Origin of the sequence: Lysobacter changpingensis, from assembly GCF_017308985.1 — a bacterium.
In the GTDB taxonomy this organism is placed as follows: Bacteria; Pseudomonadota; Gammaproteobacteria; order Xanthomonadales; family Xanthomonadaceae; genus Lysobacter_J; species Lysobacter_J changpingensis.
Genome location: NZ_JADWPE010000001.1, coordinates 222350 through 244471, shown reverse-complemented (window position 1 = coordinate 244471; position 22122 = coordinate 222350). Strand labels below are relative to the sequence as shown.

Sequence of the window (22122 nt, the reverse complement as noted above, 5' to 3'; positions counted from 1 at the left end):
TGGTCGGGCGGGCTCTTGTAGTCCGGGCAAGGCCGGAAGGCCGCACCCGGGGAAGCCTTCCCGTCGCGTCACGCGAAAGCCCCGGGTGCGCTTCGCTTACCCGGGCTACAAAGGCAAAAAAAACCGCCCGGTTTCCCGGGCGGCCTTTCGTGTCACGTCGCGACGAAGCGACTTACTTCTTCGACGCCTTCGTCGTCGGCTGCGACGGCGCGGTGGTCAGGCCACGCTTCTCCAGCAGCGGCTCGATCTTCGGATCGTGCCCGGCGAAGTTGCGGAACAGCTGCAGCGCGTCGGTGCTGCCGCCCTGCGAGAGCAGGGTCTGGCGGAAGTGGTCGCCGTTCTTGCGGCTCAGGCCGCCGTTCTGCTTGAACCACTGCACCGAGTTGGCGTCGAGCACTTCCGACCAGATGTAGGCGTAGTAGCCGGCCGCGTAGCCGCCCATGATGTGGCTGAAGTACGGGGTCTTGTAACGCGGCGGCACCGCGTAGAAGTCCACGCCGTCCTTCTTCAGCGCGTTGGCTTCGAAGGCCATCACGCCGCTGGCCGCCGGCAGCTGGCCTCCGGTGGCCTGGTGCCAGTTCTGGTCGAGCATCGCCGCGCCCAGGTACTCGGTCGTCGCGAAGCCCTGGTTGAACTTCGAAGCGGCGATGACCTTGTCCAGCAATTCCTTCGGCATCGGCGCGCCGGTCTGGTAGTGCTTGGCGTAGTTGGCCAGGATCGACGGCCAGTCGGCCCACATCTCGTTGACCTGCGAGGGGTACTCGACGAAGTCGCGCGGGACGCTGGTGCCGCTGAAGTACGGGTACTTCACGTCCGAGAACATGCCGTGCAGCGCATGGCCGAACTCGTGGAACGCGGTGGTGACCTCATCCCAGGTCAGCAGCGTCGGCTTGCCTTCGCTCGGCTTGGGGATGTTGAGGTGGTTGGCGACAACCGGCTTGAAGCCGCTCAGCTCGGACTGGTCGACGTAGGAGTTCATCCACGCACCGCCGCGCTTGGACGAGCGCGCGTACGGGTCCCAGATGAAGATCGCCAGCTGCGAGCCGTCCTCGTTGAACACGTCGTACACCCAGGTGTCCGGGTGATACTTCGGCAGGTCGGTGCGCTGCTTGAACTTCAGGCCGTACAGCTGGCCGGCGGCGTAGAACACGCCGTTTTCCAGCACGTTCTGCATCTCGAAGTACGGCTTGAGCTGCGACTCGTCGAAGCTGTACTTCGCCTGGCGCACCTTCTCGCTGTAGTAGGCCCAGTCCCACGGCTCCAGCTTGAACGTCGGCTGGCCCTTGGCCTTCTGCTCGGCGTCGATCATCGCCTGCAGGTCGGCGGCTTCGCGCTTGGCGTTGGCGACGGCGGCCGGGGCGAGCTGCCCGAGCATCGCGTTGACGGCCTGCGGCGTCTTGGCGGTTTCGTCTTCCAGCACGTAGGCGGCGTAGTTCGGGTAGCCCATCAGCTCGGCGCGTTCGGCGCGCAGCTTGGTGACCTGGGCGACGATGCCGGTGTTGTCGAACTCGTTGCCGCGGCTGCCGCGCGCGACGGACGCCTTGTGCAGGCGCTCGCGCAGGGCGCGGTTGGTCAGCTGCGCTTCCGGCGGCTGGCCGGTGGTGTTGAGCAGCGCGATGACGTACTTGCCCGGCAGGTTGCGGGTCTTCGCGGCTTCGGCGGCGGCGGCGATCTGCTCGTCGGACAGCCCGTCGAGTTCTTCCTTCGTGTCGACCACGACGGCCGAGGCGTTCACTTCGGCCAGCACGTTCTGGCTGAACTTGGTGCCCAGCGCGGCCAGCTGCGCGTTGATCTGCTTCAGCTTGGCCTTGTCGGCCTCGGACAGGTTGGCGCCGGCGCGGACGAAATCGGTGTAGTAGCGCTCCACCAGGCGCACGCCCTGCGCGTCCAGGCCCAGCGAATCGCGGGTGTCGTACAGCGCCTTCACGCGCTCGAACAGCTTGCCGTTGAGGTTGATCGCGTCGCGGTGCGCGGCGAACTTCGGCGCGTAGTCGCCCTGCAGCTTCTCGCGCGCCGGGTTGGTATCGGTGCCGACCAGGTTGAAGAACACGGTCGTGGCCCGGGCCAGCGTGCGGCCCGAGTTCTCCATCGCGATGATGGTGTTCTGGAAGGTCGGCTTTTCCGCGTTGTTGGCGATCGCGTCGATTTCCTTCAGCTGCTGGGCCATGCCGGCATCGAAGGCGGGGCCGAAATCGCTGTCCTTGATCTGGTCGAACTGCGGGTAGTGCAGCGGCAGCGGGCTGTCGGCGAAGAACGGATTGGTGCCTTTGGCGGCGTCGGCTTGCGCACTCACGGCGGTACCTTGCTTGGGGGTCTTGGCGTAAGTGGGGGCGGTCGCGGCGATTGCCACGGCCAGCGCCAGCGCGAGAGGGTGCTTCATGGGCTCGGAAACCTCGTCAAAGGGAGCCCGAAGCCTACCCGATGGGCCAGGGTGCGACCCATGACGAAAGGCATGCCTTCATCAACCGACCGCACGGGCACAGGCTGGCTACACTCCGGGGACAACCGGGCCGCCGGTCCGGGCACATCAGCGGGACACGCATGGACATGAACACGAGAACTCGCGCGGCGCTGGCCGGCACGCTCGCCCTCGGGCTGCTGGCGCTGGCCCCGCAGGCGCTGGCGGCGGAAACCCTCCGCTACGTGGCCCTGGTGGACGGCGGCAAGCAGGCGGGACAGCAGGTCGTGACCCGCGGCGACGACGGCACGACGAAGGTCGAATTCATCTTCAAGGACAACGGCCGCGGCCCGGAACTGAAGGAGGAATTCACCCTCGCGCCGGACGGCACGTACCGCACCTATCAGGTGCAGGGCACGTCCACGTTCGGGGCGAGGATCGACGAGAGCTTCCGCCGCGAGGGCGATGAGGCGCAGTGGAAATCCACCTCCGACGAAGGCCGCCAGACGGTGCGGGGCACCGCGCTGTACCAGCCGTTGGGCGGCTCGCCAGCGGCGTTCTCGGTGGCGTTCAACGCGCTCTCGCAGCGCAGCGACGGCAAGCTGCCGCTGATCCCGAGCGGCACGCTCACCTCGCGCAGGGTCGCGCAAGCGCAGGCGCAATGCGGCGCGCAGACGCGCGACGTGCAACTCGTCGCGATGACCGGCGTGGGCTTGGTGCCGACCTTCGTGTGGGCGACGACCGACGCCAATCCGCGCCTGTTCGCCTACATCTATCCCGGGTTCCTGCAGCTGATCGAGGACGGCTGCCAGGCCGCCGCCGCGGACCTGGAAACCCGCCAGAAGCAGGCCGAAGGCGATGCGCTGGTCGATCTGGCCAAACGTCTGGGCCATCCGCTCGCCGGCACGACGCTGATCCGCAACGCGCGCGTGTTCGACAGCGAGAAGGCGACGCTGGGCGCGGCCAGCGACGTGCGGGTGATGGACGGAAAGATCGTGTCGGTCTCGCCCGCGTCGAAGGACACGTCCGCCGCCGACCACGTCATTAACGCCGACGCAAAGGTGCTGCTGCCCGGCCTGTTCGACATGCACACGCACGTCGGCCGCTGGGACGGCGGGCTGAATCTCGCCGCCGGCGTCACCACCGTGCGCGATATGGGCAACGACAACGCCACGCTCCAGCAGATGATGGGCGAGATCGCCGGCGGCACGCTGATGTCGCCGGACGTGGTGCCGGCCGGTTTCATCGAGGGCGAGAGCAAGTTCTCCGCGCGCAACGGCTTCGTGGTGAAGAACCTGGACGACGCGAAGAAGGCGGTGGACTGGTACGCGCAGCACAAGTACCCGCAGATCAAGATCTACAACTCCTTCCCGAAGGACATCCTCAAGGAAACGGTCGCCTACGCGCATGCCAAGGGGCTGCGCGTGAGCGGTCACGTGCCGGCGTTCCTGCGCGCGCAGGACGTGGTGGACGACGGCTTCGACGAGATCCAGCACATCAACCAGCTGATGCTGAACTTCTTCGTTGACGAGAAGACCGACACGCGCACGCTGGCGCGCTTCTACCTCGTCGCCGACAGGGCCGACGGGCTCGACCTCGACAGCAGGCCGGTGCAGGACTTCATCCACACGCTGGCGGAAAAGCAGGTGGTGATCGATCCGACGCTGGCGACGTTCGAGTTCCTGCACCAGCGCGAAGGCGAGATGTCGCCGATCGTGGCCGACGTCGCCGACCACCTGCCGCCGGACGTGCAGCGCGGCCGGCGCGCGGCGGAGATGAACATCCCCGACGATGCGACCGCGGCGAAGTACAACCGTTCGTTCGCCAAGCTGGTGGACTTCGTCGGCCGCGCCTACAAGGCGGGCGTGCCGATGGTGGCCGGCACCGACGAGATGGTCGGTTTCACCCTGCAACGCGAGCTCGAACTGTACGTGCAGGCCGGCCTGACCCCGTCGCAGGCGCTGCAGGTGGCGACCTGGAACGGCGCGAAGTACAGCCGCACGCTGGCCGAACGCGGTTCGGTGACGCCGGGCAAGCGTTCGGACCTGGTGCTGATCGACGGCGACCCGACGAAGGACATCGCCGACATCCGGAAAGTGGCGCTGGTGCTCAAGGGCGACACCGCGTACTACCCGGAGGAAATCCACGAGGCGCTGGGGATCAAGCCGTTCGCGCCGGCGGTTCGGGTGCTCAACAGCCGCTGATGGCGTCTCCTCCCCCTGCTCGCGGGGGGAGGTTGCAAGCAGGGCGGGGAGCGAAGGCGGCAGGGCTCTCGCCGGCCCCGATACGCGCCGGTACGGCCCTTTAACACTCTGGTAACATTCCCGCGTCATGTCGAGCAGCCAGGGCGCGGGACCGGGTCCGCGCCAGGCCGTCAAGGGACGGTCCCCGAGTTGATCCATCCGCTCATCGCATCGCCGCATCGCATGCCGGAGAGAGCATCGATGCGTCGGCCTTCGAACCCTTGGCGCCTCCATCCTTCGGCGCCGCTTATCGAGACCGCCCCATGTCCGCCACGCGCGCTTCCCGCAAGTTTCCCCGCCACGCCCTGACCGTCGCCATCGCGCTGATGCTGCCGGCGCAGGCCGCCTTCGCGCAGGATGCGCAGACCACGCAGGCACCGGACACCACGCCGTCCGCCACGACGCTGGACGCCGTGCAGGTGACCGCGCAGCGCAAGGTCGAGAACCTGCAGGACGTGCCGGTCTCGGTCAGCACGATCGACGCGCAGGCGCTGGACGTGCTCAGCTCCGGCGGCACCGACGTGCGCTTCATGTCCGGCCGCGTGCCGAGCCTGAACATCGAATCGTCCTTCGGCCGCGCCTTCCCGCGCTTCTACATCCGCGGCTACGGCAACACCGACTTCCGCCTCAACACCTCGCAGCCGGTGTCGCTGGTCTATGACGACGTCGTGCAGGAAAACCCGATCCTCAAGGGCTTCCCGGTGTTCGACCTGGACCGCGTGGAAGTGCTGCGCGGCCCGCAGGGTTCGCTGTTCGGCCGCAACAGCCCGGCCGGCGTGGTGAAGTTCGAATCGGCGCGTCCGTCGCAGGAATTCGGCGGCTACGGCAAGCTCGGCGTGGGCACCGACAACATGGTGAACTTCGAGGGCGCCGTCGGCGGCGGCCTGACCGAGAACCTCTCGGCGCGCGCCTCGGTGCTGTTCCAGCGTCGCGACGACTGGGTCGACAACACCTATCCGGGCCCGAACGACGGCTTCGAAGGCTATGACGAATCCGCCGGCCGCGTGCAGTTCCTGTACGAAGGCGGCGACTGGGACCTGCTGCTCAACGCGCACGCGCGCCACCTCAACGGCACCGCGCGCCTGTTCCGCGCCAACATCATCGAGCCGGGCACGAACGAGCTGGTCGCCGGCTTCGACGAGGACAGCGTCTCGCTCAACGGCCTCAACCATTCCGAACTCGACAGCAAGGGCGCCAGCGCGCGCCTGAGCTGGAACCTGAGCGACACCTACACGCTGTACGCGATCACCGGCTACGAGTCGGTGGAAACCTACAGCCGCGGCGACATCGACGGCGGCACGCCGGACGGCCCGGGCGTGATTCCGTTCCAGTCCGAAACCGCCGACGGCATCCCGCGCCACGCGCAGTGGACGCAGGAATTCCGCATCGAATCGAACACCGGCACGCCGTGGAACTGGCAGGGCGGCGTGTTCTATTTCAACGAGGACTACGACGTCGAGAGCTTCAGCTACGACTCGCTCAACAACGGTGCGCCGGACGGCTACGAGCGCGTGCGCCAGACCAACGATTCGTGGGCGGTGTTCGCCGCCGCGACCTGGCAGGCCACCGACGCGCTCGAGCTGCGCGCCGGTGCGCGCTACACCTGGGACGAGAAGGAACTGAACGTCCTGGAGTACTGGAACACCGGCTTCGCCCCGTGCATCGGCCCGACGCTGGGCATCATCCCCGGCCCGGTGCTGTGCACCATCGACGACCTGCTGGCCGCCGAAGGCCCGGGCGGCACGCTGTCGGCCGCGCCGGAAGACAAGAAGTTCAGCTGGGACCTGTCGGCGACGTACGAGATCAACGACGACGTGAACCTCTACGCGCGCGTCGCGACCGGTTATCGCGGCAGCTCGATCCAGGCCGCCGGCGCGTTCAACCGCATGTCGGTCGCCGGTCCGGAGACCTCGACCTCGTACGAGGCGGGCGTCAAGGCCGACCTGTGGAACAACCGCGCGCGCCTCAACGCGGGCGTCTTCTACTACGAGGTCGAGGACCAGCAGCTCACCGCCGTGGGCGGCGCGGCGAACGCCAACATCCTGCTCAACGCCGATCGTTCGGTGGGCCAGGGCTTCGAAATGGACTTCCAGGCCTACCTGACCGACAACCTGCTGGTCACGCTGGGCAGCAGCTACAACGACACGGAGATCAAGGACAGCGATCTCAACGTCGCCGGCTGCGTGGCGTGCACGGTGACCAACGAGCCGGTGCTCGATCCGGTCACGGGCCTGCCGACCGGCAGCTACTACATCGACGGCAACGTGCTGCCGCAGGCGCCGAAGTGGACGCACAACCTCACCGCGCGCTGGGGTTTGCCGATGGACAACGGCAACGAGTTCTACGTCTACACCGACTGGATGTACCGCAGCGAGGTCAACTTCTTCCTGTACGACTCGATCGAGTTCACCGGCAAGTCGCTGGTGGAAGGCGGCCTGCGCGTGGGCTACAGCTGGAACTACGGCAAGTACGACCTGGCGCTGTTCGGCCGCAACATCACCGACGAGGTGCAGGTGGTGGGCGCGATCGACTTCAACAACCTCACCGGCATGATCAACGAGCCGCGCACGTTCGGTGCGGAGTTCCGCGCTTCGTTCTGATGGTGGTTGCCTGATGCGAGTGGTGACGACGACGCCGGGCTTGTCCCGGCGTTGTTGTTTCTGGAGTGCGTCGGTTTCGCGCTCGTCGCGGGTCCTCTTTCCGTCATCCCGGCCTTCGCCCGGACGACGGTGAGAGGGCAGGAGGCGCGACGTGGCGTGACCGGGCGGCGTTATCCTTGGAGCACCCTCCACCCGGACCACCCCCATGCCCACCGCCTACGACTTCACCGCCACCGACATCGACGGCCAGCCGCGCGCGTTGCGCGAGTTCGAAGGCAAGGCGCTGCTGATCGTCAACGTCGCCTCCAAGTGCGGCTTCACTCCGCAGTACACGGGCCTCGAAAAACTCCAGCGCGATTACGCCGGGCGCGGCTTCGCGGTGCTGGGTTTCCCGTGCGACCAGTTCGGCCATCAGGAGCCGGGCGACGAAGCCGAGATCAGGAATTTCTGCTCGCTCACCTACGACGTGACCTTCCCGATGTTCGCCAAGATCGACGTCAACGGCGACGCGGCGCATCCGCTGTGGAAGTGGCTGAAGGACGAGAAGGGCGGCTTCCTCGGCATCGACGCGATCAAGTGGAACTTCACCAAGTTCCTGATCGGCCGCGACGGCCGCGTGCTCAAGCGCTACGCGCCGAACGAGAAGCCGGAGTCGATCGTCAAGGACATCGAGGCGGCGCTGGCGTAAGCGTGCCGGCGCCCGCGCACGAAACGCGGGCGCCAGGACGGATCACTGCGCGGTATACCCACCATCCACCAGCAGCGAGGCGCCCGTGACGAAGGACGCATCGTCGCTGGCGAGGAACAGTACCGTGCGGGCCACTTCCTCGGGGCGGCCCAGGCGTCCCATCGGGTGCAGGCTGGCCAGCTCCGCCTTGGCTTCGGCAGGAATCTCCTTCAGCAGCGGCGTGTCGATGTAGCCGGGGCAGACCGCGTTCACGCGGATGCCGCGCGCGCCGTAGTCGATCGCCAGCGTCTGCGTGAGCAGTTTCACGCCGCCCTTGGCCGCGGCGTACGCGGTGACGCCGGCCTTGCCGACGTGGCTGTGGATCGAGCCGCAATTGACGATGACGCCGCCCCCCTGCGCGAGCATCTGCTCGATGACGTATCTGTCGCACAGATAGACGCCGGTGAGATTGACGTCCAGCGTGCGCGTCCACGCGGCTTCGTCGAGCTGGTCGATCGGCGCGTCGTGTGCGATGCCGGCGTTGGCGAACAGCACGTCGATGCGGCCGAAGGCCTCGACGGTGCGCTGGACCATGTTCCGCACGCTGGCGCTGTCGGCCACGTCGGTCCTGACGAAGAGCGTGCGCGGGCCGTCCTGGGCGATCGCGTCGGCGACGGCCTGGCCGCGTTCCGAGAAATCGGCGATCACCACGTGCGCGCCTTCGTCGGCGAACTGCCGCGCGGTGGTCTCGCCGATGCCGCTGGCGCCGCCGGTGACGATCACGACCTTGTCCTGGAATCTCATCGCGCTGCTCCATCCGGGGGAGGAGCCAGTCTATTCCTGCCGGGCGACGAGCCTGGCGACGCCCTCGCGGGCGCGCGGGTCTGGCGATTACTTCTCGACGAACGCGCGCTCGAACACGTACTGCCCCGGCGTGCCGATGCGCGGAGCGGCGGTGAAGCCGCGCCGATCGAGGATGTCGCGGAAATCGGCGAGCATCTGCGGGCTGCCGCAGATCATCGCGCGGTCGTGTTCCGGGTCCAGCGCGGGCAGGCCGAGGTGCTCCATCATCCGGCCGCTGTCGAACAGCCCGGTGAGGCGGCCACGCTGGTCGCGGCCATCGACCTGGAATGCCTCGCGCGTCACCGCCGGGTAGTACTTCAGCTTCGCGGCGATCTGCTCGCCGAGGAACTCGTGGCGCGGCAGTTCGTTGACGAAGTAGTCGCGATAGGCGAGGTCCGTCGCGCTGCGCACGCCGTGCGTCAGGATCACGTTGTCGAAACGCTCGTAGGTTTCCGGGTCCTTGATCACCGCCAGCCACGGCGCGAGACCCGTGCCGGTGCCCAGCAGGTACAGGTTGCGGCCCGGATGCAGGTCGTGGATCAGCAGCGTGCCGGTGGGCTTGCGGCCGATCAGCACCTGATCGCCCGGGCGGATCGACTTCAGCCGCGAGGTCAGCGGCCCGTTCGGCACCTTGATGCTGAAGAACTCCAGCTGCTCCTCCCAGTTCGCACTGGCGATGGAGTACGCGCGCAGCAGCGGCTTGTGCGAGCCGTCGGGCTGTTCGACCTGCAGGCCGATCATCACGAACTGGCCGTTCTCGAAGCGGAAGCCGTCGTCGCGGGTGGTGGTGAAGCTGAAGTAATCGTCCGTCCAGTGACGGACATCCAGCACCGTCTCGGTGCCAAAGGCGGAGGACATCGGGTGTCTGGGGCGAGTGGGGGAAGCGCGGCCATTGTAGCCCAGCCGGCTTCACTTGATATTGATTCTCATCTGGGCGACACGCCTCCGACTATGCTCGGGGCATGCGAACGATCTGGACCGTGGGCCATTCCACGCGCGAATGGACGCAATTCCTCAGCCTGCTGATGCAGGCGGGCATCGAGGCCGTGGCGGACGTGCGGCGCTATCCCGGCTCGCGCCGGCACCCGCAGTTCGCCGCGGCGAACATCGCCGCGGGGCTGGCGGAAGCGGGAATCGAGTACCTGCCAATGGTCGACCTGGGCGGGCGCCGCAATCCCCGCAAGGATTCGCCGAACACCGCCTGGCGCAACGCGTCCTTCCGCGGCTACGCCGACTACATGGCGAGCGCCGAGTACCGGCAGGCGCGCGACCGGCTGGAGGCGATCGCGTCGACGCGCCGCACCGCCGTGATGTGCGCCGAGGCGTACTGGACGCAGTGCCATCGCAGCCTGATCAGCGACGATCTGAAATCGCGCGGGTGGACGGTGGTGCATCTGATCTCGCCCGGCCGCACCGAGGAACATCCGTACACGAAGGCGGCGCGGATCGTCGACGGCCGGCTGGATTACGGCGCGGTCGTGGAAACCGCGCCGCAGGGCGACCTGTTCTGAAGGCTACTTCGCCTCGGCGACGCGCGAGGAGTGCGAGGCGATCATCTTCCACGCGCCATCGCGCTGCACCCACACGCGCGTGAAGCGGAAGCGGCCGTTCCACGGCACGCCGTTGCTGATGCCCGACTGCACGCTGGTGCCGGTGACGACGACCGTGTCGTCGTAGCGACGCACGCGCACGTCCTCGTTGCCGATGCCGGAATTGCGGCGCGTGCTCGTGCGCAGTTCGTCGAGGTAATCGGTCTTGTACTGCACGCGGCCGTCGGAATGCGTGAGCATCCAGTCGTCGGCGAGGATGCGTTCCAGCCCGGCGACGTCGGGTTTCATGCGCAGCTCGTTCCAGTTCGCGTCCATCGCGAGCAGTTCGGCGTCGGTTTCGGACGCGAAGGCGGGGAAGGAGACGAGCAGGGCGAGGGTGAGGAGGATCGTCCGGATCATGTTTTGCCCTTCTGGGTGGTTCGGTTGGATGGCCTGTGCGGCGACTCGCCATTCCCGCGTGGACGGGAATGAGGGGATGTCGTTGACGTGGGGAGTGCCCGGGAGTTACGGGCTGGATCCCGGCCTTCGCCGGGATGACGCTTCTATCGAGGCAACTCTATCGAGCCGGCCTGTCGAGTCGGCGCACGCACGACTGCCGTGCGCCAGCCCGGCGCAGCCTTACGCCTTCGGCGCGTCCAGCCGCAGCAGCTTGCCGTCGGTCTCGTCGGTGAGCACGTACACCGCGCCGTCGGGGCCCACGCGCACGTCGCGGACGCGGGCGCCGATTTCCTTCAGCAGGCGCTCCTCGCCGGTGATCCTGTCGCCGTCCAGCGAGAGGCGGATCAGGCTGCCGTCGGCGAGCGCGCCGAGGAACAGGCTGTCGTTCCACTTCGAACCCGCCTGGCCGGTGAGGAAGGCCATGCCCGACAGGCCCGGCGACTTCTCCCACACGTGGTAGGGCTGCTCCATGCCGGGCGCGGAGGTGCCGACGGCCTCGGGGATCTTCAGGCCCGAGTAGTTGATGCCGTGCGTGATGATCGGCCAGCCGTAGTTCTTGCCCGGCTCGGGCAGGTTGATCTCGTCGCCGCCCTTCGGGCCGTGCTCGGCTTCCCACACCTTCCCGGTGCGCGGATCGAGCGCCAGCGACTGCATGTTGCGATGGCCGTAGCTCCAGATCTCCGGGCGCGCGTCGTTGCGGCCCACGAACGGGTTGTCGGCCGGCACGCTGCCGTCGAGGTTCAGGCGCACCAGCTTGCCCTGCAGCATGTCGAGCTTCTGCGAGGTCGGGCGGTCGTTGCGTTCGCCCTGGCTGATGAAGACGTGGCCCTTGCCGTCGAACACGATGCGCGAGCCGAAATGGTTCGGGCCGACCAGCTTGGGTTCCTGCCGGTAGAACAGCTTCACGTCCGTCAGCGCGCCGTCGCCGAGGGTCGCCGTCGACACCGCGGTGCCGGCGCTGCCGTCGGCGCCGGCTTCCGAATAGCTCAGGAAGATCTTCCGGCTGGCGGCGAAGTCCGGCGCGAGCACGACGTCGAGCAGGCCGCCTTGGCCCTGCGCCCAGACTTCGGGCACGCCGGTGATCGGAGCGGAAACCGCACCGTCGGCCGACACATGACGCAAACGCCCCGGGCGTTCGGTGACGAGGAATCCGCCGTCGGGCAGCAGGGCGACGCTCCAGGGGTGTTCCAGTCCAGAAGCGATCGTGGTGACGGTCACCGAACCGTTCTGGCTGGCGACCGTCTGCGTCGGCAGCGCCTTCGGTGCGGCGGTGGCGGCCTTCGCCGGGGCCGCGTCGCCTTCGTCCTGGCGCGCCTGGCAGGCGACGAGGGTCAACGAGAGGGCGATCGCAAGCGTGGTGCAATGCAGGGCATGGCGCATGGGGGCAGGGCTCCTGTCCGTTCGTGCGTGGGATGTGTGCGTGACGCGGCCGGGGACCGGGCGCGATTGGCTCAACGATAACCGGCCGCCTGCAACTCGAACAATTCGGCGTAGCGACCGCCCTGCGCCAACAGTTCCTCGTGCGTGCCGCTGGCCTCCAGGCGGCCGTCGGCCAGGACCAGGATGCGGTCCGCCATCCGCACGCTGCTGAAGCGGTGCGAGATCAGCACCGCGGTCTTGCCGCGCGAGAGGTCCTTGAAGCGCTGGAAAACCTCGAATTCGGCGCGCGCGTCGAGCGCGGCGGTGGGTTCGTCGAGGATCATCACCTGCGCATCGCGCATGTAGGCGCGCGCGATGGCGAGCTTCTGCCATTGCCCGCCGGACAGGTCCACGCCGGTCTTGAAGCGGCGGCCGATGAGCTGGTCGTAGCCGTTGGGCAGGTGGTCGATCATCTCGTCGGCCATCGCGCGGCGCGCGGCGTCGCGGATGCGCGCGGCGTCGTCCATCGCGTCGATGCGGCCCACGCCGATGTTCTCGCCGGCGGTGAGGTGGTAGCGCACGAAGTCCTGGAAGATCACGCCGACGTTGCCGCGCAGGTCGTCCAGGTCGTAGTCGCGCAGGTCTCGGCCGTCGAGCAGGATGCGGCCTTCGTCCGGGTCGTACAGGCGCGCGAGCAGTTTCACCAGCGTGGTCTTGCCGGCGCCGTTCTCGCCGACCAGCGCCAGCACTTCGCCGGCGCGCAGTTCGAAGTCGAGGCCGCGCAGCGCCCATTTCTGCGCATCGGGATAACGGAAGCCGACGTTCTCGAACGCGAAGCCGCGCGTGATCGGGCGCGGCACCGGCAGCGCGTTGGCGGGCGAGACGATCTCCGGCCTGATCGCGAAGAACGAGAACAGGTCGTCCAGGTACAGTGCCTGCCCGGCGACCTGCGAGAAGCCCACCAGCAAGCCTTCCAGCAGTTGCCGCAAGCGCAGGAAGCTGCCGGCGAGGAAGGTCAGGTCGCCGATGCTGAAATCGCCGCGCACCGTGCGCCAGGCGATGTAGCCGTAGGCGACGTAATAGCCCAGCGTCCCCAGGCCGGCGAGCACCGCGCCCCAGAACGCGCGACGCCGCGCGAGCGCGCGGTTGGCGCGGAAGAAGGCCTCGGCGAGCTGGCGGTAACGCGCGATCAGGAAGCGGTGGAGGTTGAAGATCTTCACCTCCTTCGCCGTTTCCACGCTCGCGCCCATCTGCCGCACGTATTCGAGTTGGCGGCGCTCGGGCGTCCACGCGAAATTCAACGAATAGCCCAGCGCGTTGAAATGCGCCTCGCCGACGAACGCCGGCACCAGCGCGATGGCCAGCAGCACGATCAGCCACGGCGCGTACACCAGCAGGCCGGCGGCGAAGCTCACCACGGTGATCGCGTCCTGCACCTGGCCGAACAGCTGGCTCATCAGGTTCATGCGGCCCATCGTCTGGCGGCGCGCACGGTCGAGCTTGTCCTGCAGGTCGGGGTCTTCGAAATCCTCCAGGTCGAGCGTCGCCGCGTGTTCCATCAGGCGCACGCTGGTGGCGTTGGTGAACAGCTCCGAGAGCAGCGCGTCGCCATAGCTGACGAGACGGCCGAGCAGGTCGGAACCGATCGCCAGCGCGAACTCCAGCCCGAGCAGCGCCAGCAGCGTGTCCAGCTGCCCGCTGCGCCAGGCGTCGCCCAGGGTGTCGAAACCGTTGCCGGCGGCGACCAGGCGCACGGCCTCGTCGATGATCAGCTTGCCGACGTAGAGTGTCGCCACCGGCAGGAAGGCGCGCACGATGCGCAGGCCGATGGTCGCCAGCGTGAGCGCGGGGCTGGTGGACCAGATCTGCCGGAGGAACGGCGGCAGGTTGCGCAGGGCGTCGAAGCGCTCGCGAAGGGAAGGGCGGGAAGCGGGTACGGCCGCGGCGTGATCGCTCATGCGGCCGATTGTGCCCTGTGCGCGGCCGTCGCCGTCATTCCCCGATTGCCGTCACCCGCGTCCGGCGCGTGTCGGGACGAGCGTCAATGCTCCCGCGCGCGCCGCATTGGCCGGCGACGGTTCTCGTCGTGCTCATCGTCGTCGATGTCGTCGCGCTGATCGAACGAGGAACTGGAAAACCCGCTGCCCTGCTGGTCCAGGCCGCTGCGCACGGCGCGACCCGGCGGTCCGAACGACGCCGAGCCCCTGTCGACCTGCAACCGGTTCTGCACGTCGCGCACGCCCTGCACGGCGGCGGCGAGATCCTCCGCCAGATGCTTCATGCGCCGCTCGGGCACTTCGCCGGTGAGGGTGACGTTCCCGGCATCGACCGCGACCAGGATCTCGCTCGCGTCGATATCCTCGTTTCGCGTCAGGCGTTCGATCAGATCGTCGGCGATGCGCTCGTCCGAACGCAGGATGTTGCGCGGTCCGCGCCCGCGATGACCGCCGGCACGCTCGCTTGCGCCGCGTCCGGACGGATCGCCGCGCGATTCGCCGTAGCCGCCCTGGCCCCCGTACCCGAAGCCGTCGTCCTGCTTCGGCGTGCCCCAGCTGCGATTGGTCACCGAGGGCATGCCGCGGTAGAGCTCGTGGCGATGATCGTCGTCCGGATGCCTGGCCATGCCCGCTCCTGTCGTAGTGGATGCGGGCATGCTGCGAAGACGGCGGTTAGCGCGACGGCAACGGGTCGTGATCGCTTCGTTTCATTGTGTCGTGCGTCGCGTCCGCTTCTTCGGCGCGTCGGTGGTCGATGCGGCCTTCTTCGCGGCTTTCTTCGCCGCGGTCTTCCGGGCGGTGGTCTTCTTCACTGCCGTCTTCTTCGCCGCCGGACGTCGGGCCTTCGCCGGCGCGAGTTCGATCCACGTCGGCGCATGGTCGCTCGGCTTGGTCTGGCCGCGCACCCAGCGGTCCACGCCGGCCGCGCGCAGGCGCGGGGCGAGCGCGGCATTCAGCAGGAGGTGGTCGATGCGCAATCCGGCGTCGCGCTCCCAGTGCTGGCGGAAGTAGTCCCAGAACGTGTACACGCGTTCCTCGCCGAACACGTGCCGGACCGCGTCCAGCCAGCCCTGGTCGAGCAGGCGCTGGTAGCGTTCGCGGCTTTCCGGCTGCAGCAGCGCGTCCTTGCGCCAGGATTTCGGGTTGTAGATGTCCTCGTCGGTGGGCACGACGTTGTAGTCGCCGGCCATCACCACCGGCTGGCCGCTGTCGACCCAGTGCTGCGCGCGCTGGTGCAGGCGCTCCATCCACGCGAGCTTGTAATCGAACTTCGGTCCCGGCTGCGGATTGCCGTTGGGCAGGTACAGGCAGATCACCACAATGCCGCCGACGGCCGCTTCGATGTAGCGGCTCTGCACGTAGTCGGGATCGCCCGGCAGGCCGCGGCCGATTTCCACCGGCTCGGCGTCGCGCGCGAGGATCGCCACGCCGTTCCAGGATTTCTGCCCGTGCCAGATCGCGCCGTAGCCGGCCTCCATGACGGCCTGCGCGGGGAAGGCGTCCTCGGGCGCCTTCAGCTCCTGCAGGCAGGCGACGTCGGGCTGTTCCCGGCGCAGCCATTCGAGCAGCGCCGGCAGGCGCGTGTTGACGCCGTTGATGTTGAACGTGGCGATCTTCACGCGCGATGCCGTCCTCGGTGGGCTTCGCCGCACGCTAGCCGGGGCGTCGTGAAGGCGCGGTTCGGCCGCTGCGATCCGGCAGTCCCGATCAAGCCGGCGACAGGCGAGGGCGGCTAGACTCGGCCCACGATCTTCCGGGGGAATGCCCATGCTTCGACACGCACTGCTTGCCGCGGCCGTCGCCGCCTGCCTGTCCGCGCCGGCCGCCTTCGCGCAGGCGCCGTCCACGACGCGCGCCACCGCGACCGTCACCGCCGACAATCCCGCCGCAACGGCGCTGCACGCGCTGTTCGCCGACGAGTGGGAGCGCGACATGCGCGAGAACCCCGAGGAGGCGAGCTGGCGCGGCGACAAGCGCTACAACGATGCCTGGAACGACCTGGGCATGGCCGCGATCGAGCGTCGCCTGGACGGCGACCGCCAGGCACTGGCGCGGCTGAAGGCCATCGACCGCAATGCGCTGGGCGAAGCGGACCGCCTCAGTTACGACGTCTTCGCGTGGGAGATGGAAAAGGCCGTCGAGCGCCAGAAGTACCGCGAATACCTGCAGCCGATCGGCCTCAGCGGCGGCGTGCAGACCGCCGACGGCATCGCCGAGGTGCTGCCGTTCGCCACGGTGAAGGATTACCGCGACTGGCTGGCGCGCATGCGCGCGCTGCCGGCGCTGATCGGACAAAACCAGGCGCTGCTGCGCGAAGGCGCCGCCACCGGCAACACGCCGCCGCGCGTGCTGATGGAGCGCGTGCCGGCGCAGATCCAGGCGCAACTGGTGGACGATCCCGCGAAGAGCCCGTTCTACAAGCCGTTCACGAAATTCCCGGACGCCATCGGCGAGGCCGATCGCGCCGCCTTGCAGGCCGAGGCGAAGCGGGTCATCGCGCAGACCATCGTGCCGGCGTATCGCGAGTTCGCGACGTTCTTCAAGAACGACTACCTGCCGAAGACGCGCACCTCGATCGCCGCGACCGATCTGCCCGATGGCAAGGCGTACTACGACTTCGTGGCGCGCTACTTCACCACCACGGACCTGTCGGCCGACCAGATCCACCAGATCGGCCTGAAGGAAGTCGCGCGCATCCGCGCCGAGATGGAGAAGGTGAAGGCGGAGGTGGGGTTCAAGGGCACGCTGGCGGAGTTCTTCGAACACCTGCGCACCGATCCGAAGTTCTTCTACAGGACGCCGCAGGAACTGTTCACCGCCTACCAGGCGATCGCCAAGCGCATCGATCCGGAGCTGGTGAAGATCTCCAAGACCATCCCGCGCCTGCCGTACGGCGTGCGGCCGATCCCGGACAACATCGCGCCCGACACCACCACCGCGTACTACCAGCCCGGCGCCGTGGACGGCACGCGCGCGGGCTTCTACTACGTGAACCTGTACAAGCCGGACGTGCGACCGAAGTGGGAGATGATGGCGCTCTCGCTGCACGAGGCGGTACCGGGGCACCACTTCCAGTTCGCGCGCGGCATGGAACTGCCGGACGTGCCGATGTTCCGCCGCGTGGGTTACTTCGTCGCCTACGGCGAGGGCTGGGGCCTGTACGCCGAACGCCTGGGCTACGACATGGGCCTGTACGACGACCCGTACGACCGCATGGGCCAACTGGCGTACGACATGTGGCGTGCGGTGCGCCTGGTCGTGGACACCGGCATGCACAGCAAGGGCTGGAGCCGCGACAAGGCCATCGCCTTCTTCATGGACAACTCGCCCAAGACCCGCCAGGACGTGGTCAACGAGATCGACCGCTACATCGGCTGGCCCGGCCAGGCGCTGGCGTACAAGATCGGCCAGCTGAAGATCTCCGAGCTGCGTGAGAAGGCGGCCAGGCAGCTCGGCCCGGACTTCGACCTGCGCGAGTTCAACGACGCCGTGCTGGCGACCGGCTCGGTGCCGCTGGAGGCGCTGGAGGCGCATATCGACGCCTGGATCGAGAGCCGGCGGGCGGCGGGGCCGGCGAGAAGCTGAACCGCGCGGCGGGCAGGGGCCCGAGTGCCCACGCCAGGTTGTTTCAACCCATTGAATCGGCCATAATTTCTGGCTCCCACGGCTCCGGCCGGCGGGAGACCTTGCTCCACCGCGTCCATTCCGGGACGTCGGGGGGCTGATCCGGACGCGGCGAAGCCCGCGCCCATCATCCACAAGGAATCACACATGCGTCATTACGAAGTCGTGTTCCTGGTCCATCCGGACCAGAGCGAGCAGGTGCCGGCCATGATCGAGCGCTACAAGGGCCTGATCGAAGGCGGCGAAGGCAAGATCCACCGTCTCGAGGACTGGGGCCGCCGTCAGCTGGCCTACCCGATCGAGAACCTGGTCAAGGCCCACTACGTCCTGCTCAACATCGAGTGCACCCAGAACGTCCTGAACGAGCTGGTCGACGGTTTCCGTTTCAACGACGCCGTCCTGCGCCACCTGGTGATCAAGCGCGACGGCCCGGACACCGAGCAGTCGCTGATCATGAAGTACAAGGACGAGAAGGGCGACAAGCCCGAGCGTGGCGAGCGTCGCCGCCGTGACGAGGAAGGCGTCGGTTCGACCGACGAGTCCTCGGACGACAACGCCGAAGCCGCCTGATCCCGCCCTAGGAGCGCACACTCATGTCCAAGTTCTTCCGTCGCCGCAAGTTCTGCAAGTTCACCGCCGAGGGTGTGAAGGAGATCGACTACAAGGATCTCAACACCCTGCGCCAGTACCTCACCGAGACCGGCAAGATCGTGCCGAGCCGCGTGACCGGTACCAAGTCGAAGTACCAGCGCCAGCTGGCCACGGCCGTCAAGCGCGCCCGTTACCTGGCCCTGATTCCGTACACCGACAACCACAACGCGTAACGCGGATCCCTCCGCAGGAGCCCGCACGTCCATGTGCGGACTCCTCACGAAAACCGGACTTCGATTTGGCGCTTTGCAATGAGCGCCTGAGAGACGTCATTCGGACAGCCACCGCTGCGGGCCCCCGGCTCGCTAACGAATACGGAGCAACACCATGCAACTGATCCTCCTGCAGAACGTGCAGAACCTCGGCAAGCTCGGCGACAAGGTCAACGTCAAGCCGGGCTTCGGCCGCAACTACCTGATCCCGTACGGCAAGGCCGCGCCGGCGACCGAGGCCAACCTGGCCGAGTTCGAGGCCCGCCGCGCCGAGTACGAAGCCAAGGCCAAGGCCGCGCTGGAAGGCGCCGAAGGCCGCAAGGCCGCGCTGGACGGCGTCGAGGTGACCATCACCGCGAACGCGTCGACCGAAGGCAAGCTGTACGGCTCGATCACGCCGCGCGACATCGCCGATGCGCTGACCAAGCACGGCCACAAGGTCGAGAAGTCGGAAGTCGTGCTGGGCGAAGGCCCGCTGCGTCGCACCGGCGAGTACGAGATCGTCGTGCACCTGCACGCCGACATCGAAGCCACCGTCAAGGTCATCGTGGTCGGCGAAGTCGCCTGATCGCGGTTACCGCACGAGCTTGAAGCAAGGGCGCCTCCGGGCGCCCTTTCTTTTTGCGCGAGTCAGTCGAAGGCACTCGACCCGTCAGCCTATGTAGCCCGGGTAAGCGAAGCGCACCCGGGGACCCCGGACGGCGCGCCGGACGCAGGCGTTGCGCCAATCCCATGTCAGAGGACCGGCAAACCTTTTCGGATTTTTCCGATAGGGCGCCGGAATGGTGCGTGACAAAGTCGCGACACTTAATCCGATACCGCCGCCGCCATGGACCAGCGCCTCGACCTTCCCGCGCTCGACCCGTCGCTCGAGCTGACCCTGCATTCGCTGACCGCCTGCTCGCTGCCGTCGGCGCCGCTCTCCTTCGCCGACCTGATCGCCGCCAGCCTGCGCGAAGCCTGCGAGGCCGATGGCGACACCGTGTTCCCGATCATCGCGCGCCTGATCGACCAGCACATCGCCGGCGCCCTGCAGCCGCGCCGCGTGGGCCGCTGGCGCGACGAAGCGCTGGACGAGCTGCTGTCGGTCATCTCGCCGGGGATGCGCGCCCGCGCCGGCATCGCCGGTTGAGTCCGACGCAGGGCTCACCGGCTGGCGTTCGACCGTCCATCGCGGGACGGGGTGTCGCAGCCAGTGCGACGGTGGCGTGGCCCCATGCCGACATGAGTATCCACGCGATATCCACAGACTTATCTGCAACGCCCCGGGGCATTCCGCGTCTACGATGCCCGACCCGCGACAACGACACGCGCCGCCACGACGGTGCAGGGAAAGGGTGACTGAGGGCATGAGCGCACGACCTGGTTTCCGCAGGGAGAAGCGGTTCGAGACGCGCAACGAACAGCGCATCGACCAGCTGCGCGTGCCGCCCCAGTCGATCGAGGCGGAGCAGGCGGTGCTCGGCGGCCTCATGCTGGCGCCCGATTCCTGGGACCGCATCGCCGACCAGCTCACCGACAGCGACTTCTACCGCCGCGATCACCAGCTGATCTACCGGGCGATCCGCGAGCTGGCCGAGAAGAACCGGCCGTTCGACGCGGTCACCCTCGGCGAATGGTTCGAATCGCAGGGCCTGAGCGAGGAAGTCGCCGGCGGCGCCTACCTGATCGAACTGGCCACCAACACGCCGTCGGCGGCGAACATCACCGCCTACGCCGAGATCGTCCGCGACAAGGCGATCCTGCGGCAGCTGATCGACGTGGGCACCACGATCGTCAACGACGGTTTCCAGCCGGACGGGCGCGATTCGGCCGAGATCCTGGAAGAAGCCGAGCGCCAGGTACTGGCGATCGCCCAGGCCAACACCTCCGGCAAGACCGACTTCACGCCGGTCACCAAGGCGTTGTCGGAAGCGTTCGACACGCTGCAGACGCGTTACCAGAACGGCGGCGGCGTCACCGGCCTGCCGACCGGCTACACCGAATTCGACATGATGACGGCCGGTCTGCAGAAGACCGACCTGATCATCCTGGCCGCGCGTCCGGCGATGGGCAAGACCACGCTCGCGCTGAACATGGCCGAATACGCCGCCTTCCGCAGCAAGCTGCCGGTGGCGGTGTTCTCGATGGAAATGTCGGCCAGCCAGCTGGCGATGCGACTGATTTCCTCGGTCGGCCGCGTCAACGCGCAGCGCCTGCGTACCGGTCAGCTGGAAGACGAGGACTGGAGCCGCGTCACCAGCGCGATCCGCCAGTTGCGCGAGGTGAAGATCTTCATCGACGACGAGCCCGGCCTGTCGCCGGTGAAGCTGTCCGCGAAGGCACGCCGCCTCAAGCGCGAACACGGCCTGGGCCTGATCGTCATCGACTACCTGCAGCTGATGTCGGTCCCCGGCAACAGCGAGAACCGCGCGACGGAAATCTCCGAGATCTCGCGTTCGCTCAAGGGCCTGGCGAAGGAACTGCAGGTGCCGGTGATCGCGCTGTCGCAGCTCAACCGCTCGCTGGAAACGCGAACCGACAAGCGACCGGTGATGGCCGACCTTCGCGAATCCGGCGCCATCGAGCAGGACGCGGACATGATCGTCTTCATCTATCGAGACGACTACTACAACAAGGAGAACTCGCCGGACAAGGGACTGGCCGAAGTCATCATCGGCAAGCAGCGTTCGGGCCCGACCGGCTCGGTGAAGCTCAAGTTCTTCGGCGAGTACACCCGTTTCGACAACCTGTCGCACGATTCGGTGGGAAGCTTCGAATAGGCGTCCGCGCCTCGACGGCGGAGTAACGGCGGCAGCGCTAGAGTCCGCTGCCGATGGAACGCGAGCACGTGGAATCGGAAGCCATTGCGGGCGTCGGCTACGACGAGGCGGGGCGCGTGCTCGAGATCGAGTTCACCAGCGGCGGGATCTACCTGTACTTCGACGTGCCGCGCTACCTGTACGTGGGGCTCATGGGCGCGGACTCGCATGGACAGTACTTCGCGGAGCACATCCGCAACGCCGGATTCGACTACCGGCACCTGGACGAAGATGAAGCGCGGCGAACGCGCAGGGCGCGGAAAGGGCGTGGATTGACGCGTTCCTAACGAGGTCCGGCGCAGCGTGAATCGAACCCGCCAAAGGAGTGCAGTCATGCGCCGCATCCCCGACATCCTCATCGCCTCGATCGCCATGTGCGCGCTCGCCGGCCCGGCGATGGCGCAGTCGAGCGGTTCCTCCACCCAGGGCAAGCGCTGCTACGACGTCGAAGTGCAGAAGCCCAAGGAAGTGAAGGACGAACACAAGATCACCGGCACCGTCGCCGGCGGCGTGGTCGGCGGGCTGCTCGGCAACCAGGTCGGCGGCGGCAGCGGCAAGAAGCTCGCGACCGCGGCCGGCGCGGTCGGCGGCGCGTTCGCCGGCCGGAAAATCCAGGAAAACCAGCAGAACAAGACGGAGACGGTGATCGAGCGGCGCTGCGATTGAGCCGCTTCGAATCCCGGCGCTCGCGCGACTCGCACCTCCCAACCTCCCGCTGCAAGCAGGGGAGGGTTGGGGA

Annotated in this window: 20 protein-coding genes; 12 read left to right on the top strand and 8 right to left on the bottom strand. The window is 67.6% G+C overall.

Annotated elements, in window-relative coordinates; genetic code table 11:
* Positions 1 to 172: 172 nt before the first annotated feature.
* On the bottom strand, positions 173 to 2380 hold the full coding sequence (locus tag I4U41_RS01050) for a M3 family metallopeptidase (RefSeq protein ID WP_206858923.1): 2208 nt from the start codon (positions 2378 to 2380) through the stop codon (positions 173 to 175).
* A 167-nt stretch (positions 2381 to 2547) separates the two neighbouring features.
* Between I4U41_RS01050 and I4U41_RS01045 the strand changes: the two genes are divergently transcribed.
* From I4U41_RS01045 to I4U41_RS01035, 3 genes are all read left to right on the top strand, one after another.
* Positions 2548 to 4602 (top strand): amidohydrolase family protein, encoded by a 2055-nt coding sequence (locus tag I4U41_RS01045; protein ID WP_206858922.1) that lies wholly within the window; start codon positions 2548 to 2550, stop codon positions 4600 to 4602.
* Positions 4603 to 4904: 302 nt separating this feature from the next.
* Positions 4905 to 7241, top strand: coding sequence for a TonB-dependent receptor (locus I4U41_RS01040; protein ID WP_206858919.1), 2337 nt, complete (start codon positions 4905 to 4907; stop codon positions 7239 to 7241).
* Positions 7242 to 7446: 205 nt separating this feature from the next.
* A complete protein-coding gene (locus I4U41_RS01035; RefSeq protein ID WP_206858915.1) occupies positions 7447 to 7929 on the top strand; it encodes a glutathione peroxidase in 483 nt (160 codons plus the stop codon).
* 42 nt (positions 7930 to 7971) lie between these two features.
* Here I4U41_RS01035 and I4U41_RS01030 read toward each other — a convergent pair whose 3' ends face one another.
* Both I4U41_RS01030 and I4U41_RS01025 read right to left on the bottom strand, forming a co-directional pair.
* Positions 7972 to 8712, bottom strand: a complete 741-nt coding sequence (locus I4U41_RS01030; protein WP_206858913.1) for an SDR family NAD(P)-dependent oxidoreductase — start codon at positions 8710 to 8712, stop codon at positions 7972 to 7974.
* Positions 8713 to 8799: 87 nt separating this feature from the next.
* Positions 8800 to 9609, bottom strand: a complete 810-nt coding sequence (locus I4U41_RS01025) for a ferredoxin--NADP reductase (RefSeq protein ID WP_206858912.1) — start codon at positions 9607 to 9609, stop codon at positions 8800 to 8802.
* 122 nt (positions 9610 to 9731) lie between these two features.
* On the opposite strand from I4U41_RS01025, the gene I4U41_RS01020 reads away from it, so the two are divergent.
* Positions 9732 to 10262 carry a DUF488 domain-containing protein gene (locus I4U41_RS01020; RefSeq protein WP_320415122.1) on the top strand — a complete coding sequence of 177 codons (531 nt, stop codon included), beginning with the start codon at positions 9732 to 9734 and terminating at the stop codon, positions 10260 to 10262.
* A 3-nt stretch (positions 10263 to 10265) separates the two neighbouring features.
* Here the strand turns inward: I4U41_RS01020 and I4U41_RS01015 are convergent, their stop codons facing one another.
* The 5 genes from I4U41_RS01015 to xth all read right to left on the bottom strand — a co-directional run bounded on the left by I4U41_RS01015 (position 10266) and on the right by xth (position 15714).
* Entirely contained in the window at positions 10266 to 10700 is a 435-nt protein-coding gene (locus I4U41_RS01015) for a nuclear transport factor 2 family protein (protein WP_206858907.1), read from the bottom strand.
* 219 nt (positions 10701 to 10919) lie between these two features.
* Positions 10920 to 12119, bottom strand: a complete 1200-nt coding sequence (locus I4U41_RS01010) for a PQQ-dependent sugar dehydrogenase (protein ID WP_206858905.1) — start codon at positions 12117 to 12119, stop codon at positions 10920 to 10922.
* Between the two features lie 71 nt (positions 12120 to 12190).
* Positions 12191 to 14056, bottom strand: coding sequence for an ABC transporter ATP-binding protein (locus I4U41_RS01005; RefSeq protein ID WP_206858903.1), 1866 nt, complete (start codon positions 14054 to 14056; stop codon positions 12191 to 12193).
* A gap of 83 nt (positions 14057 to 14139) precedes the next feature.
* Positions 14140 to 14721, bottom strand: a complete 582-nt coding sequence (locus tag I4U41_RS01000; RefSeq protein WP_206858900.1) for a BON domain-containing protein — start codon at positions 14719 to 14721, stop codon at positions 14140 to 14142.
* A gap of 81 nt (positions 14722 to 14802) precedes the next feature.
* Positions 14803 to 15714: an exodeoxyribonuclease III gene (gene xth / locus I4U41_RS00995; protein ID WP_320415121.1), complete on the bottom strand. Its 912-nt coding sequence runs from the start codon at positions 15712 to 15714 to the stop codon at positions 14803 to 14805.
* Between the two features lie 148 nt (positions 15715 to 15862).
* On the opposite strand from xth, the gene I4U41_RS00990 reads away from it, so the two are divergent.
* From I4U41_RS00990 to I4U41_RS00955, 8 genes are all read left to right on the top strand, one after another.
* Positions 15863 to 17680 carry a DUF885 domain-containing protein gene (locus tag I4U41_RS00990; RefSeq protein WP_206858897.1) on the top strand — a complete coding sequence of 606 codons (1818 nt, stop codon included), beginning with the start codon at positions 15863 to 15865 and terminating at the stop codon, positions 17678 to 17680.
* 186 nt (positions 17681 to 17866) lie between these two features.
* Positions 17867 to 18289, top strand: coding sequence for a 30S ribosomal protein S6 (gene rpsF / locus I4U41_RS00985; protein ID WP_206858895.1), 423 nt, complete (start codon positions 17867 to 17869; stop codon positions 18287 to 18289).
* Positions 18290 to 18312: 23 nt separating this feature from the next.
* Positions 18313 to 18543 (top strand): 30S ribosomal protein S18, encoded by a 231-nt coding sequence (gene rpsR, locus I4U41_RS00980; RefSeq protein WP_123769111.1) that lies wholly within the window; start codon positions 18313 to 18315, stop codon positions 18541 to 18543.
* Between the two features lie 154 nt (positions 18544 to 18697).
* A complete protein-coding gene (rplI, locus tag I4U41_RS00975; RefSeq protein WP_206858894.1) occupies positions 18698 to 19150 on the top strand; it encodes a 50S ribosomal protein L9 in 453 nt (150 codons plus the stop codon).
* Positions 19151 to 19411: 261 nt separating this feature from the next.
* Positions 19412 to 19714, top strand: a complete 303-nt coding sequence (locus tag I4U41_RS00970; RefSeq protein ID WP_206858892.1) for a hypothetical protein — start codon at positions 19412 to 19414, stop codon at positions 19712 to 19714.
* Between the two features lie 217 nt (positions 19715 to 19931).
* Positions 19932 to 21344, top strand: a complete 1413-nt coding sequence (locus I4U41_RS00965) for a replicative DNA helicase (RefSeq protein ID WP_206858890.1) — start codon at positions 19932 to 19934, stop codon at positions 21342 to 21344.
* Between the two features lie 53 nt (positions 21345 to 21397).
* Positions 21398 to 21670 carry a KTSC domain-containing protein gene (locus I4U41_RS00960; RefSeq protein WP_206858887.1) on the top strand — a complete coding sequence of 91 codons (273 nt, stop codon included), beginning with the start codon at positions 21398 to 21400 and terminating at the stop codon, positions 21668 to 21670.
* Positions 21671 to 21716: 46 nt separating this feature from the next.
* Positions 21717 to 22049 carry a glycine zipper 2TM domain-containing protein gene (locus I4U41_RS00955; protein ID WP_206858885.1) on the top strand — a complete coding sequence of 111 codons (333 nt, stop codon included), beginning with the start codon at positions 21717 to 21719 and terminating at the stop codon, positions 22047 to 22049.
* Positions 22050 to 22122 lie beyond the last annotated feature (73 nt).